The sequence below is a fragment of the Sulfitobacter sp. 1A15106 genome, assembly GCF_043556995.1.
GTDB lineage: Bacteria > Pseudomonadota > Alphaproteobacteria > Rhodobacterales > Rhodobacteraceae > Sulfitobacter > Sulfitobacter faviae.
Window position 1 is genome coordinate 206,864 of sequence record NZ_JBIFFM010000004.1, and the last position, 13,067, is coordinate 219,930.

Annotated in this window: 13 protein-coding genes and 2 tRNA genes; 8 read left to right on the plus strand and 7 right to left on the minus strand. The window is 60.1% G+C overall.

The features are described 5' to 3' along the window. Nucleotide 1: 1 nt before the first annotated feature. The 5 genes from pth to trpA all read right to left on the minus strand — a co-directional run bounded on the left by pth (nucleotide 2) and on the right by trpA (nucleotide 4,379). Nucleotides 2-700: an aminoacyl-tRNA hydrolase gene (gene pth, locus ACGYKA_RS08060; protein ID WP_394410740.1), complete on the minus strand. Its 699-nt coding sequence runs from the start codon at nucleotides 698-700 to the stop codon at nucleotides 2-4. Between the two features lie 174 nt (nucleotides 701-874). Further along, complete coding sequence (locus ACGYKA_RS08065; protein ID WP_271689377.1) at nucleotides 875-1,528, minus strand: 50S ribosomal protein L25/general stress protein Ctc; 654 nt, start codon at nucleotides 1,526-1,528, stop codon at nucleotides 875-877. Nucleotides 1,529-1,641: 113 nt separating this feature from the next. After that, a complete protein-coding gene (locus tag ACGYKA_RS08070; protein WP_394410737.1) occupies nucleotides 1,642-2,262 on the minus strand; it encodes a hypothetical protein in 621 nt (206 codons plus the stop codon). Next, a complete protein-coding gene (locus tag ACGYKA_RS08075; RefSeq protein ID WP_394410734.1) occupies nucleotides 2,256-3,446 on the minus strand; it encodes an L-lactate dehydrogenase in 1,191 nt (396 codons plus the stop codon). Before ACGYKA_RS08075 ends, ACGYKA_RS08070 begins: the two co-directional genes overlap by 7 nt. Before the next feature lie 141 nt (nucleotides 3,447-3,587). Beyond that, entirely contained in the window at nucleotides 3,588-4,379 is a 792-nt protein-coding gene (gene trpA, locus ACGYKA_RS08080) for a tryptophan synthase subunit alpha (RefSeq protein ID WP_271691945.1), read from the minus strand. A 156-nt stretch (nucleotides 4,380-4,535) separates the two neighbouring features. Here trpA and ACGYKA_RS08085 point away from each other — a divergent pair, with 156 nt between their 5' ends. Both ACGYKA_RS08085 and ychF read left to right on the plus strand, forming a co-directional pair. Next, nucleotides 4,536-4,727: a hypothetical protein gene (locus ACGYKA_RS08085; protein ID WP_067261693.1), complete on the plus strand. Its 192-nt coding sequence runs from the start codon at nucleotides 4,536-4,538 to the stop codon at nucleotides 4,725-4,727. A 59-nt stretch (nucleotides 4,728-4,786) separates the two neighbouring features. Beyond that, nucleotides 4,787-5,884: a redox-regulated ATPase YchF gene (ychF, locus tag ACGYKA_RS08090; protein WP_394410731.1), complete on the plus strand. Its 1,098-nt coding sequence runs from the start codon at nucleotides 4,787-4,789 to the stop codon at nucleotides 5,882-5,884. A gap of 86 nt (nucleotides 5,885-5,970) precedes the next feature. On the opposite strand, the gene ACGYKA_RS08095 is transcribed toward ychF, so the two are convergent. After that, on the minus strand, nucleotides 5,971-6,273 hold the full coding sequence (locus ACGYKA_RS08095) for a hypothetical protein (protein WP_394410728.1): 303 nt from the start codon (nucleotides 6,271-6,273) through the stop codon (nucleotides 5,971-5,973). Nucleotides 6,274-6,707: 434 nt separating this feature from the next. Between ACGYKA_RS08095 and ACGYKA_RS08100 the strand changes: the two genes are divergently transcribed. The 3 genes from ACGYKA_RS08100 to ACGYKA_RS08110 all read left to right on the plus strand — a co-directional run bounded on the left by ACGYKA_RS08100 (nucleotide 6,708) and on the right by ACGYKA_RS08110 (nucleotide 8,970). Further along, a tRNA-Ser gene (locus ACGYKA_RS08100) sits at nucleotides 6,708-6,797 on the plus strand. A 221-nt stretch (nucleotides 6,798-7,018) separates the two neighbouring features. Beyond that, nucleotides 7,019-7,240: a hypothetical protein gene (locus tag ACGYKA_RS08105; RefSeq protein WP_394410725.1), complete on the plus strand. Its 222-nt coding sequence runs from the start codon at nucleotides 7,019-7,021 to the stop codon at nucleotides 7,238-7,240. 143 nt (nucleotides 7,241-7,383) lie between these two features. Further along, nucleotides 7,384-8,970, plus strand: coding sequence for a gamma-glutamyltransferase family protein (locus tag ACGYKA_RS08110; RefSeq protein ID WP_394417722.1), 1,587 nt, complete (start codon nucleotides 7,384-7,386; stop codon nucleotides 8,968-8,970). A gap of 60 nt (nucleotides 8,971-9,030) precedes the next feature. Here ACGYKA_RS08110 and ACGYKA_RS08115 read toward each other — a convergent pair whose 3' ends face one another. After that, nucleotides 9,031-9,420 carry a DoxX family protein gene (locus ACGYKA_RS08115; RefSeq protein WP_271689384.1) on the minus strand — a complete coding sequence of 130 codons (390 nt, stop codon included), beginning with the start codon at nucleotides 9,418-9,420 and terminating at the stop codon, nucleotides 9,031-9,033. Between the two features lie 276 nt (nucleotides 9,421-9,696). On the opposite strand from ACGYKA_RS08115, the gene ACGYKA_RS08120 reads away from it, so the two are divergent. The 3 genes from ACGYKA_RS08120 to ACGYKA_RS08130 all read left to right on the plus strand — a co-directional run bounded on the left by ACGYKA_RS08120 (nucleotide 9,697) and on the right by ACGYKA_RS08130 (nucleotide 12,907). Further along, a tRNA-Asn gene (locus ACGYKA_RS08120) sits at nucleotides 9,697-9,771 on the plus strand. Between the two features lie 347 nt (nucleotides 9,772-10,118). Next, the gene (locus tag ACGYKA_RS08125; protein ID WP_394438480.1) at nucleotides 10,119-12,173 is read left to right on the plus strand and encodes a tyrosine-type recombinase/integrase; all 2,055 of its coding nucleotides are present in this window, start codon (nucleotides 10,119-10,121) and stop codon (nucleotides 12,171-12,173) included. Then, complete coding sequence (locus ACGYKA_RS08130) at nucleotides 12,170-12,907, plus strand: hypothetical protein (RefSeq protein ID WP_394438483.1); 738 nt, start codon at nucleotides 12,170-12,172, stop codon at nucleotides 12,905-12,907. The genes ACGYKA_RS08125 and ACGYKA_RS08130 overlap by 4 nt, the downstream gene beginning before the upstream one ends. Nucleotides 12,908-13,067 lie beyond the last annotated feature (160 nt).

The window sequence follows — 13,067 nt, forward strand, 5'->3', positions numbered from 1 at the left end:
GTCAGCGGAAGCGGTCCATCAGCTTTTGCAGCGGCGATTGGGGCACTGCCTCCGGCTCGGGCTTGCTGGGGGCGGGCTTTGGCTGGGCTTCGGTGGGTTTCTTTGGCCCCTTGCTGCCGGTGCCCGAGCGGGGCGGGGCCACGCGCAGCGCCACGGCATTCATGAAACGGCCAGTGTCGCCTCGTGCAAGATCCGCCGCCCCGTCCGAGACGCCGCGCAGCACATCGTCCAGCCAGCCTTCGTCTGCTTTGGGAAAGTCGCGCAGCACATAGCCCGCCACCGCATCCTTATGGCCGGGGTGGCCGATGCCCATGCGCACGCGGTCGTAGTCCGCCCCAATATGCGCGTGGATCGAACGCAGCCCGTTGTGGCCTGCATGGCCGCCGCCGGTTTTGCATTTGACCTTGCCGGGGGCGAGGTCCAATTCGTCATGAAAAACAATCACATCAGCGGGGTCGATCTTGTAGAACTTCATCGCCGCCTGCACCGATTGGCCGGAGTTGTTCATAAAGGTTTCGGGCTTGAGCAGCACTGCCCGGTCAGAGCCGAAACGCCCTTCGCTGACGCTGCCCTGAAACTTGCCCTTCCACGCGGAAAACCCGTGATCATCGGCAATGCGGTCCAGCGCCATGAAGCCGATGTTGTGACGGTTGCGGGCATATTTCGCGCCCGGATTGCCGAGGCCGACGATCAGTTTCATGGGCGAGGTCTCCTTTGGTTTCGCCTATCTTAACAAGCGGGGCGGGAGAATGTCCCCAAGGTCGCCGGAATTTTTGTAAATTCCGGGGCGATTTCTTTGAAAGAAATCGGGCCCCAAACGCAAAACGGGGCCGCGTGATGCGACCCCGTTTCAGCACGGCCTTGCGGCGCGCTATCATTCACCGTCGGGCGGGCCCATTTCGGTTGTCGGCACTTCGTCCGCTGCCGTGTCGTCATCGTCGTCATCCGACGCGGCCAGACCAGCAGGTGCAGAGATCGTGGCGACGACGAAGTCGCGGTCGATCGTGGGTTTCACACCTTCGGGCAGGTCGACGCGGCTGATGGTCGCGCTGTCGCCGATTTCGAGGCCGGTGATGTCGACGGTCACATGCTCGGGGATGTCCGCGGCGGTGACGACCAGTTCAACTTCCGGACGGACCAGAGTGAGCACGCCACCCTTTTTCAGGCCGGGGCATTCTTCTTCGCCTTTGACGTCGACGTTGATGAACAGGTTGATCTTGGTGGTCCGCTTGAGGCGCATCAGGTCGATGTGCGTGGGCAGGTCCTTGACAACGTGGCGCTGAACGTCGCGGCAGATCACACGAACGTCGTCGTGGCCTTCAACCTTGAGGTTGAACAGGGTCGCTTTGAAGCGGCCTGCACGCAGCTTGGTCAGCAGCTTGTTGAAGGGGATGTTGATCGGCAGCGGCTCTTTGTCGCCACCAAATACGATACCAGGAACCATGCCGTCACGACGTGCTTGGCGAGCGGCGCCCTTGCCTGTCCCCGCGCGTACCTGGGCTTCAAGATCAGGAATCTCTCCGGCCATTTTAGTCTCCAAATTTGTTAGGGCGGGAATCCTCCAAGGCTGTATTCCCGCGTGAAGCCGCGCGTATAGACCGGTTTTGCCCGGCTGGAAAGGGCAAAAGGGCGGGGGCGGCGCTATTCCTGCGGCGTCTGCAGATAGCCATCCGCCGCCATGAGCCGGTCATAGAGGGCGAACTCCTTGGCCCGCGCGGCGCGCAGGCGGGATTCGACCTTACGCGACAGGGGCGCGGGCAGATCGGGGGAGACGTTCTTGGGCTTAAGCTTGACCTCCCGCCCCAGTCTTTCGGCCAGAAAATCGCGAAAGGCCGGTTGGCGTTCATAGGCGAAGAGGTGCTCGACCAGCAGGTCGTCACGGTCAGAGGTCAGAAAGGAAAACTGGCTGCCGATCTGCGCGCGGGGCGGGGGCGTCTCGGAAATGACTTCAAGCGCGAAGTCCTCGAAACTCAGCCCCTTGGTGCTGAGCGGTTTGCCATCCAGCCGGGGCTGGCTGCGGTAGCGATACCAGCTTCGGATTTGCTCGACAGGGTTGCGCATCACCGCCAAAGCCTCGGGGGAGGCCGAGAAGGTTTCCTGCAAAAAGGGCAGAACGCGCCGCCGATAGCGCAGGGCAGTCACATGTTTGCGCCCCCGCGAAAAGATGATCTCGGCCTCGGGTTTCAGCGCCATTTCGACTGCGGTGGTCCCGGTTTTCGGCGTGGCGAGAAAGGTAAGGTTGCGGCTGAGAAAGATCAGCATGTGCCCGGATCGCGCGGCCGTTCCTGCCAATCACCGCCAAAGTTGCGCGGGATCAGCAGGTTGTGCCGCCCGAGGTTGGCGATTTGCGTCTCTCCGCAGAGCGCCATGGTCAGATCCAACTCGCGGTGGATCACCTCCAGCGCGCGGGTCACGCCCGGCTGCCCCATCGCGCCCAGCCCATAGATGAAGGCGCGCCCGATGTAGGTGCCCTTGGCCCCCATGGCCATGGCTTTGAGGACGTCCTGACCCGAGCGGATACCGCCGTCAAGATGCACTTCGATCTGGTCGCCCACCGCGTCGAGGATCTCTGGCAGCATACGGATCGAGCTTAGCGCCCCATCGAGCTGCCGCCCGCCGTGGTTGCTGACGATGATCGCATCGGCCCCGACTTTCAGCGCCATGCGCGCATCCTCGGCATCCAGAATGCCCTTGAGGATGACCTTGCCGCCCCATTGCTCTTTGATCTTGGCAATCTTGTCCCAATCGAGAGAGGGATCGAACTGCTCCGCCGTCCAAGCACCAAGGTCGGCGTTGTCGGTGACCCCATGCACATGGCCCACGATATTGCCGAAATGCCGCCGCTTCGCGCCCAGCATCTCGCGCCCCCAGCCCCATTTGGTGGCAAGGTTGGCGAGTGTTTTGACCGTCAGTTTGGGCGGGGCGGAAAGGCCGTTTTTCAGGTCTTTGTGGCGCTGTCCGAGGATTTGCAGATCAAGCGTGATGACGAGGGCCGAGCAGTTCGCGTCCTTCGCGCGCTGGATCAGGCGGCTGACATAATCCTGATCGCGCATGGTATAGAGTTGAAACCAAAAGGGTTTCGTCGTCGCATCTGCCACATCTTCGATGGAATTGATCGACATGGTCGAGAGGGTGAAGGGCACGCCAAAGGCTTCGGCTGCGCGCGCGGCTTTGATTTCCCCGTCGGCACATTGCATCCCCGTCAGGCCCACGGGGGCGAGGGCCACCGGCATGGCCACGTCTTCGCCGATCATCTGCGTCGCCGTGCTGCGCCCCGACATATCCACCGCGACCCTCTGGCGCAGGCGGATTTGGTCAAAGTCGCTGCAATTCTCACGGAAGGTCTGTTCGGTCCAGCTGCCCGATTCCGCGTAGTCGTAGAACATCTGCGGGACGCGGCGTTTGTAGATACGTTTGAGATCGTCGATGCTGGTGATGACGGGCATGGGCCACCTGTGCTGAATGGGTTAACTTTTGGTAGCAACTGGTGGGGGGCTTGGCAATTGGGAAGGCTGCGGCGACGAAAAAGCCCGCGCGGCCAGTGAGGCAGCGCGGGCTTGGGGTCGTTTCCCAAGGCGAGGGGGGGGTTACGCTGAATGCGCCCCGTCGGCCAGTGACTTCACAAAGCCCAGCACATCCTCTGCGCTGTCGCCATTGGCGATCCGGCTGACGATGGCCGAGCCGATCACCACACCGTCGGCCACTTCGGCGATGGCGCGGGCTTTCTCGGGCGTGTTCACGCCAAAGCCGACGATGACGGGCAGGCCGCTGGCCTTTTGAATGCGCGCCACCTCGGGCGAGACATCGGCGGCATTCGCCTCGGCCGAGCCGGTGATGCCGGTGATTGAGACGTAATAGACAAAGCCTGAGGTGTTCTGCACCACGCGCGGCAGGCGCTTGTCGTCCGTCGTGGGGGTGGCAAGGCGGATGAAGTTCAACCCGGCGTCCTGCGCGGGCAGGCAAAGCTCGATGTCTTCTTCGGGCGGCAGATCGACCACGATCAGCCCGTCGATCCCGGCGTCTTTGGCCTCTTTCAGGAACGTCTCGACGCCCATCGAATAGATCGGGTTGTAATAGCCCATCAGCACGATCGGGGTCGTGTCGTCATTTTCGCGGAAGGCGCGGACCATTTCCAGCGTGCGGTTCAGTGTCATCCCGCCTTCGAGGGCGCGTTGACCGGCAAGTTGGATCGTCGGGCCATCGGCCATCGGATCGGTAAAGGGCAGGCCAAGCTCGATGATGTCGACCCCGGCAGCGGGCAGGCCGCGCACGATTTCCAGCGAACGGTCGAAATCCGGGTCGCCCGCCATCACATAGGACACAAACGCCTTTTTGCCGCGGGCGCGGAGGTCTTCGAATTTGGCGTCGATACGGGTCATGTGGCTTGCCTCATTTGGTGCTTTCCTCGGCAATGCCGAATGTCGCGGTGAAAATCAATCCACCGCGGGGCAGGGGGCGGCAAAATTCGCCTCCGGTGGGCGCCTATGGCACGCCGCGCCCTTCCATTTTGCGTAAAGCCTCCTATCTCATGGGCCATGAATTATGTACTCGCCCTTTTCCTGCCACCGCTGTCGATCCTGTTGATCGGACGGCCGATCCTGTCCATCGTGGTCTTCCTGATCTGGCTGCCTGCGATCATCTTCTCGGGCGGGTTGACGCATCCGATGTTCATCCTGCTGGCTTGGATCCTGATCTATCAGGCGCATCAGGACCGACGCGCGCGCTGAGCCTTGCGCTTTGCGGCCCTTACCCCTAACACACGCGCAGCTTTCATAGGGGTATCGTCATGGGTTTCAAAATGGGCATCGTCGGTCTGCCGAACGTCGGCAAATCGACCCTTTTCAACGCGCTGACCCGCACTGCTGCGGCGCAGGCGGCGAATTTTCCGTTCTGCACCATTGAGCCCAATGTCGGCGAGGTAGCGGTGCCCGATGCGCGGCTCGACAAGCTGGCCGAGATCGCCAGTTCGAAAAGCATCATCCCCACGCGCATGACATTCGTCGACATCGCCGGTCTGGTGAAAGGCGCGTCGAAAGGCGAAGGTCTGGGCAACCAGTTCCTCGCCAACATCCGCGAAGTCGACGCCATCGCCCATGTGCTGCGCTGTTTTGAAGACGGCGACGTGACCCATGTCGAAGGCCGCGTTGACCCCGTGGCCGATGCCGAGACCATCGACACCGAACTGATGCTCGCCGATATCGAGAGCATCGAAAAGCGCCTGCAAAACATCGTTCGCAAAGTGCGCGGCGGTGACAAGGAAGCGGTCCAGCAGGAGCGTCTGATGCGCATGGCGCTGGAGGCGCTGGAAGACGGCAAGCCCGCCCGCGTGGTCGATGTCGACGAGGACGACGCCAAGGCTTGGCGCATGCTGCAGCTGCTGACCACCAAGCCCGTGCTTTACGTCTGCAACGTGGGCGAATCCGAGGCCGCCGAAGGCAACGAACATTCCGCCAAAGTCGCCGAGATGGCCGCCGCACAGGGCAATTCCCATGTGGTGATCTCGGCCCAGATCGAGGAAGAGATCAGCCAGCTCGAAGCCGAAGAGGCCGAGATGTTCCTTGAAGAAATGGGGCTGAAGGAAGCCGGCCTCGACCGGCTGATCCGCGCGGGCTATGAGCTTTTGCACCTAGAGACCTATTTCACCGTCGGCCCCAAAGAAGCGCGTGCTTGGACCATCAAGTCCGGCACCTCCGCGCCCAAGGCGGCGGGGGTCATCCACGGTGATTTCGAAAAGGGTTTCATCCGCGCCGAGACCATCGCCTATGATGATTTCGTAAGCCTCGGCGGTGAGGGCCCTGCAAAAGAAGCAGGCAAGATGCGGGCTGAAGGCAAGGGGTATATCGTCAAAGACGGCGACGTGCTGCACTTCTTGTTCAACACCTGATCAGCGGGGCAGGGGGCAAGGCCTCCGCCCACATAAAAAGCCCGGCAGCGCGCGCTGCCGGCCTTTTTGTTTGTTAGGGCAACAGCTTACTTGCTGTCGTTGCCCGGGCCAAAGCCACCGTAGACATAGCCTTCACCGGGGCTGCGCAGGGCGTTGCGTGTGCTCATCACGGTGTCGCGGTTCTTGTCGGTGTCGGCGGTGTTCAGCATGATGTCGTTCGCCTTGGTCGAGGCATGCGGGTTCCGCATACGGTCGCTGTTGCCATAGACGTCGCTTGCGTCAGCGTTCACCGAAGTGTCGAGGAAAATGTCGTTGTGACGGGTGGAGTTGTCGGCAACGGCAGCGGTCGAGATCAAAGCGGCGGCGGCGGTGGTCATGATGAGTTTCATAGCGTGTTCCTTCAGGTTTCTGTTAAATCGCGTCATTGCGATGTCATCGTTTGTGGTGAAGTAACGGGCGCTCCGCCGCGAAAGTTTCGCTGCCGTTGCGAGATTGGGGATAGGGTGGGGCGTTTTGCTTGTTCGAAGGAAGGCTGCGGTCTGTTTTTCTGTATATATTCAGTTAGTTGCTATATCCCTCGCATTGTTTCACAAGTTATTCACGCCGCCGTGTAAGTTGCTACAGCCGCGCCAAATGGCCGGGAGATGCCAGTGGTTGGGGCTGCTGGGATGGCTGCTTCTGCACAGCAGCACAGTTGATCACGCAGCATTCCGTCTCAGCGCGGCGGATCAGCGGGCGGGAAAAGAAACCCACCGCAAGAAATGCAGAATTTCCCACGAATTTCGCCTTGCCCCTCGGGCGCGACCTCTTTAGACGGGTCGACGGAGACGTGGCCGAGTGGTCGAAGGCGCTCCCCTGCTAAGGGAGTAGGCCCGGAAGGGTCTCGAGGGTTCGAATCCCTTCGTCTCCGCCACCCACACCTGCACGATAGACCGCCCCCGACCGGGCCGTCATCGCATGCGCCCCCAGCGTACCCCCGCTTTGCAACTTTGTTATATTTGCCCGGCACGGTCTTACCAGCCCTCCGCCTTATTCTTGGCAGAATTTTCGGCCAGCATTCTAACCATCCGGGGGGACCAGATCCTTGGCGATGGCGGCGAGACGCCCCATCGCTCAGCGAAAGGGAGGTTTCAGATGTTGGTTAACGTAAGAGACTGGTCTCGCATCCTGCATAATTGCATCTTCTCCGATGCCGATCAGTCGCTCTGTGCAAGGGCGTGGCAATACCGGGAGGAGAGCGTTCTTTGGGCGCTTTGGGTCATGATCTTCACCCCGGGCCATTGCGAGCGGAGTTTCCGCCACCATCGCAAGATGCTGCGCCTCAAGGCGCGCAGCTCCGCGGGCAGCGGCGGGTAACAAAGCCGCCAACAAGCACGTTATCCCAGCGGAATTCTCCCGCTGGGCAGTTGCATGCAGATGCATTCACGTTCACTTTGCCGGCAACGCCGCAGGCGGCCGGTTTTACCGTGCCGCTGGCCTTACCCAAGCAAAGGACAGCCATGCTTCGTCACGATCCCATTTACCCGTCCCACCGATCTCCTGTGGTTGCCGACAATGTTGTCGCGACCTCTCAGCCCTTGGCCACGCAGGCCGGTCTCTTGATGATGCAGCAGGGGGGCAATGCGGTGGATGCGGCGATCGCCACCGCCGCGGCGCTGACGGTGGTGGAGCCTACGGGCAATGGGCTGGGTTCTGACGCTTTCTGCATCCTGTGGGATGGGGAGAAGCTGCATGGGCTCAACGCCTCGGGCCGCGCGCCTGCGGCTTGGTCGCCTGAGCGGTTCCCCAATGGCATGGTCGAGCATGGTTGGGACAGTGTCACCGTGCCGGGCGCGGTCAGCGCTTGGGTCGAATTGATGGAGAAGTTCGGCAAGCTTGATCTGGCGACGGTGCTGGCCCCGGCGATCCGCTATGCCGAAGAGGGCTTCCTCGTCTCGCCCACTATCGCGACACTCTGGGCGCGCGGGGCCGAGGTTCTGGGCAAGCAGCCGGGATTTGCCGAGACCTTTCTCCCCGAGGGGCGCGCCCCGAAAGCGGGGGAGCGGTTCCGCAATCCCGGCGCGGCCCGCACCCTGCGGCTGATCGCCGAGACCAATGGCCGCGCCTTTTACGAGGGGGAGATCGCCGAAGAGATCGTCGCCCATGCCAAGGCCAATGGCGGCGCGATGACCATGGCGGATCTGGCGGCCAATAAGCCCGAATGGTGTGGCACGATCAGCCAGAGCTTCGATGATGTGGAACTGCATGAAATCCCGCCAAACGGGCAGGGGATCGCCGCGCTGATGGCGCTCGGCATTTTGGAGCATAGTGACATTCGCGCGCATGGTGCAGACGAGCTGATGGCGGTGCATTTGCAGATCGAAGCCTGCAAGCTCGCCTATAGTGATCTGCATGCCTATGTGGCGGATCGCACGGCCATGACGGAGGTCGACGAAAAGGCGCTGCTAGATCCCGAATACCTCAAGTCGCGCGCCGCGCTGATCTCGACCGAGAAGGCGCAGGACTTTGGCGCGGGCGCGCCCAAGCAAGGCGGCACGGTTCTGATGAGCACGGCGGATGCCTCGGGCATGATGGTCAGCTTCATCCAGTCGAACTACGCGGGCTTCGGCTCGGGCGTGGTGGTGCCGGGGACGGGCGTATCGATGCAGAACCGCGGCTTTGGCTTCACCACCGAGCCGGGGCATCAGAATATCGTGGCGGGGGGCAAGCGGCCCTTCCATACGATCATCCCCGGCTTCGCGATGAAGGACGGCCAGCCCCTGATGGCCTATGGCATGATGGGCGGCCCGATTCAGGCCCAAGGCCATATGCAACTGTTGCTGCGCACGCAGCTTTGGGGGCAGGACGTTCAGGTCGCCGCCGATGCGCCGCGCTGGCGCATTCTGTCGGGGCTGGAAGTGGCTTGCGAGCCTGCGATGGCGCCCGAGCTTTTGCAAGGGCTGCGCGATCTGGGCCATGTCGTCCATGTCGAAGCGCCGGACAACGCTTTCGGCTTCGGCGGCGCGCAGCTGGTGCAGCGCCTGCCCGAGGGCGGATATTCCGCCGGGTCCGATCCGCGCAAAGACGGGCAGGCGGCGGGTTTCTGATCCGGGCCGCTACCCCTGTGAGTTTGGCATGGCCCGTTCCAGGGCCATGCCGTTTTGTTTTCAGCCTTGCCCGCGCATCGCGTCGACCGACCAGGGCCCCGGCCCGGCGGCTGCGAGGTAGAGAAAGCCAAAGCTGTAAAGCGCCGCCAGTTCACCGCCATTCAGCAGCGGAAAGAACCCCTGCGGCATATGCGCGATGAAATAGGCCACCGCCGTCAAGCCGCTCAGGATAAAGGCTGACAGGCGCGAGAACAGGCCGATCACCAGCAAGACGCCAAAGACCAATTCGATCACGCCCGCGATTCCACCCATCGAGGCGATCGACACGCCGTTCATCGGCCCGGCTGGAAAGCTAAGGATCTTGGTCGTGCCATGTTGCAGCACCAAGAGCCCCGACATGATGCGGAAAAGCGAGAGTATCTGCGGCTGGTAGGGGGAGAGGAAGGTCATGTTTTCCCTTTCAGGACATTGAGTTGTTCATACGAGCCCAGTTTCAACCGCAGCCCGCGCAACCCGTCCAGCCCTAAGCGCCGGGGGAGGAGATGTGTAACGGACCTGTGATGCCGACTCCCGGTGCCGAACCGTGTCGCGGGGCGCATTTCACGGGCGTTTGCAGATAATCGAAAAAAATTCACTTCAATCGGTCAATTGCTCTTGCGCACCCCGGACCGCCCGCGTTAAAGAGCCGCTGTCCGAGGGCGTTGCCCGAAAGACAGACATAGGCATTCCGGCGTAGCTCAGCGGTAGAGCAGTTGACTGTTAATCAATTGGTCGTAGGTTCGATCCCTACCGCCGGAGCCAACCTCCTCTGAACTGGTTGGAAACAAACGAAAAAGCGCTCCCTCGGGGGCGCTTTTCGCGTTTCGGACACAGGTTTTGACACACCGCCTTACACACTCCGGACACAACGGAGTCACAAGGAGTCACTCTTGGTGCCACAACCCCGTTCCAAACACGCGCGCATTCCTCATCTCGAACTTCGACCTCAGGGATACGTTTGGCGACGACGAATCCCCCGTTCAATCCTTCATCTGGATGAGGTCGCGAAAGGCCCCCAACCGCCAGGACTCGTCCCAGATCGAGTCAAACCGACCCAAGCCATGTGCGTTTTGCGCAATGCAAACCTGCCTTCGGACGGGATACCGGATTTGCATAAGAATAAATGTGGGATTCAAACCGTCGTTGCGGGATCCTCAGTATGTTTTCCGCTGAAGACCTATGCTTTGCCGGAGGCCGCTGCTCTTGCCCGCAAGCTCAGTGCCCTCAGTGATCAGATTTTCCTCTACGCAGCGACGACCATGAGCCTTTCTCTCCAAGATACCAGAACCTTGCTGACAGCTTTCGCCCGCTTCGAAATCGAGGCGGATGATCGCGAGCGTGCGCTGGCAGATCCAAGATCGCCTAAGCTTGCGCAGGCGGCACTTGAACGAGAGGCCGCCCGTCAGACGGTTCTGCGGCAGGCATTCTTTCAGCATGATTACAGCGTTGTGCGGGAACCGCTGCGGCATGTTGCCAACCATCTTGGCATCAAACTTCCCGATGCGGCGAGCGAACAGGCGCGCCTTCTCGCCTACGAAGCTACTCGCGTGATGCTCGATGCGAGCCAAGAGAAGGTCCGGCGCGACCAAGGAGAGTTCCCCGGTCCGAGTCCCTACTTTTCCAGCGTGATTGCTGAACAATCAAACCCCGGCACAATTGCCCAAACTCCCACGACGATGACGCCCATCTCTCCAACTGACAAGGAAGAAGCCATGAAATTGTTTCCCCGATCTTGGTTTGCATCATCCAAAGCATCGCCACTTCAAACTGAGGTTCTTGAAGAACACACACCTGCGCCCTCGACGCCTACACAGGAGGAAGGGCTCCACGCCCTATTGAGAAGCCGAGGTGTGCTGCAGTCCTGCTCTCCTGAGGTTCTCGCAGCTTTAAAGAAAGGTGGTGCAATGGAGGTGTCAGACGGCTTCTTGGTCTATACCGCCTTGAAGTCCGCAGGGTTCGGCGATGAATGGCAAAGGCATCAGAAACCGGACAAGGCGGTAGGGGACAGGTGGCAAAAGTCATCGCTTTCCTCAGTGAGGACGGCTTCCAAAATTTGGGCCGAGGAGTTTCGAGCGAAAGAGTTTACGCAAGCGTCTCCCGACGACATTGAAAGCACAATCGAAATGATCCGGAGGCTGTCAAAATACCATGGCAAGGGTAGAAAATATACTGCGAAGAGCTACCGAGCGCTAAACGCAAAAGTGGATAAGCGCGAAGCAGCAGCCATGGATGCGGCCGAGCGCGAAGCCCGGCGAAACGGCATCACCAATGAGGCAGAAATTCGCGACCTCCGCATGGCAGAGGCTGAACCACGACTGCGCGTGAATACCTTCGTGCGGCTTGTCCGCTCCGTTAATAGAGTGGGCACCATGCTCAAGAAGCTCGGTGTTATTGAAGTGAATCCCTTCGATATCTGCTCCTTCACCAACCGTGAAGAAAAAGCTTTGAAGGCGACGGAGGCCCTGCTGGAGCGTGAGCCCTGGGACGATCGGTTTGACGAGTTTTTGGCGTCTCCTGTGTTTCAGGGGAAGGCGAATGGCGACGCAGATCCACTCTTCTGGATGCCGCTGATTGCCGCCCTGATGGGGCTTCGCAGTGAAGAGGCCGCCCAACTGGGACCGATGGATGTTCAATGGGACAGCAAGGTCGCCTACGTCATCGTGCGGCAGGAATTGGGAGATTCAGTCAAATCTGCAAATGCGACACGAAAGGTTCCTGTGCATCCGGCTTTGATTGAACTGGGTTTCTTGGAATTGGCTGAGCGGGCAAAAAAGAACAGCCAACGTCGCCTCTTTCCTTCGCTTAAGCGAGGTGCGAACAAGGGCACCTACACCGAGAATTTCACAAAGACATTCGGGTATTATCGCCGCACAAATGACGTCTATTGGCACGGGCTTGATTTCCACGCCCTACGCACCACATTCCACCACCGTCTATTAGATGCGTCTTGTCCGGGGGCCCACCGGCGCAAACTCATGGGGCACGAACCGTTGGATGAAGGAGAGAAGTCCTACGCGCAGAAGGGCATCAGCATGCCAAGCCTTCTGAAGGAGGTGGGCAAAGTTCCGTTCGATACAGCGCGCGTGCGAAGTCCGCTCGCAGATTATCCCAAGGCATTGCATGAAGGTAAAGGACTACGCCTGGTGCAGAGGAGTGTGTCATGAAACAGAAGGGCAACAAGTTTGAGGGGGGGCTTGGCCCTCGTTCAGGTGGAGAGAAGAGCAACTCAGGAGAGGATGGTGACCTTCCGTTCGAAGTAATGGAAGAGGGAGATGCTATGGTTGCATCCGGCACTGTCGCCGAGAGTAACACAGGATCAACTTACGTGGCGGTTTGCTACAGGGGCGCACAACTGACGATGGAAGCGACCTATCAACCGAAGCGGCGAGGGCCGATCAAGGCTTCGTTCTCTCTTCCTCTGGATTTCTCCGAACCTTCCTATCTGTTCCCCCTCCTCGAGGGGGAGCGACCGTGGAGCGATTGGGTGCCGATCGAACACTTCGTGCGTAAAGCCCTGGAGGCCATGCCGATTCCGCCATCGGAGATTGAGATTCTCAAACGCCATCTTAGGGTTCTAAGATCTGTGAGAAACGGACCAGAGGTTTCGAAGCTCCTTTCCGCGCGACCGGAGAAACTCCGCCAAGACGCCCTTGCCGGTGTGGATGACGAGCAGGTGGCCAGTCAACTCGCAGGAATAATTGAGGGGCTGCAACGGAATATTAACCATCCTAAAATTCCTTTAGAAACTCTCGCTGCGGCTGGCAACTTCATACGAATGTATGAGGAGTTCTTCCGTGAACGGCAGCGGCGTGATGCGATGTCGGCATACGACAGAATGGGCGAGAAGATATTCTTGAAAGAAATGGTGAAAACTCGTCATAGACCTTACCGGAGGTAAATTCGGGACTGAATATTTAGGGGTAAGGCCCAAAATCTTCCAGATTGAAAGCGTAAGGGGCTCGGAACCAGCAATCTGGATTGGTGATATATTTTCCCATAGCTCAACTCCAAGGCGGCTGAACACGGCCACTCACATTGTCCCAGAATTGCGGCCCTGG

What these genes read in the sequence shown, in the direction of transcription:
- pth (WP_394410740.1), bottom strand. Translation starts at nt 700, where the DNA reads ATGAAACTGATCGTCGGCCTCGGCAATCCGGGCGCGAAATATGCCCGC.
- ACGYKA_RS08065 (WP_271689377.1), bottom strand. Translation starts at nt 1,528, where the DNA reads ATGGCCGGAGAGATTCCTGATCTTGAAGCCCAGGTACGCGCGGGGACA.
- ACGYKA_RS08070 (WP_394410737.1), bottom strand. Translation starts at nt 2,262, where the DNA reads ATGCTGATCTTTCTCAGCCGCAACCTTACCTTTCTCGCCACGCCGAAA.
- ACGYKA_RS08075 (WP_394410734.1), bottom strand. Translation starts at nt 3,446, where the DNA reads ATGCCCGTCATCACCAGCATCGACGATCTCAAACGTATCTACAAACGC.
- trpA (WP_271691945.1), bottom strand. Translation starts at nt 4,379, where the DNA reads ATGACCCGTATCGACGCCAAATTCGAAGACCTCCGCGCCCGCGGCAAA.
- ACGYKA_RS08085 (WP_067261693.1), top strand. Translation starts at nt 4,536, where the DNA reads ATGAATTATGTACTCGCCCTTTTCCTGCCACCGCTGTCGATCCTGTTG.
- ychF (WP_394410731.1), top strand. Translation starts at nt 4,787, where the DNA reads ATGGGTTTCAAAATGGGCATCGTCGGTCTGCCGAACGTCGGCAAATCG.
- ACGYKA_RS08095 (WP_394410728.1), bottom strand. Translation starts at nt 6,273, where the DNA reads ATGAAACTCATCATGACCACCGCCGCCGCCGCTTTGATCTCGACCGCT.
- ACGYKA_RS08105 (WP_394410725.1), top strand. Translation starts at nt 7,019, where the DNA reads ATGTTGGTTAACGTAAGAGACTGGTCTCGCATCCTGCATAATTGCATC.
- ACGYKA_RS08110 (WP_394417722.1), top strand. Translation starts at nt 7,384, where the DNA reads ATGCTTCGTCACGATCCCATTTACCCGTCCCACCGATCTCCTGTGGTT.
- ACGYKA_RS08115 (WP_271689384.1), bottom strand. Translation starts at nt 9,420, where the DNA reads ATGACCTTCCTCTCCCCCTACCAGCCGCAGATACTCTCGCTTTTCCGC.
- ACGYKA_RS08130 (WP_394438483.1), top strand. Translation starts at nt 12,170, where the DNA reads ATGAAACAGAAGGGCAACAAGTTTGAGGGGGGGCTTGGCCCTCGTTCA.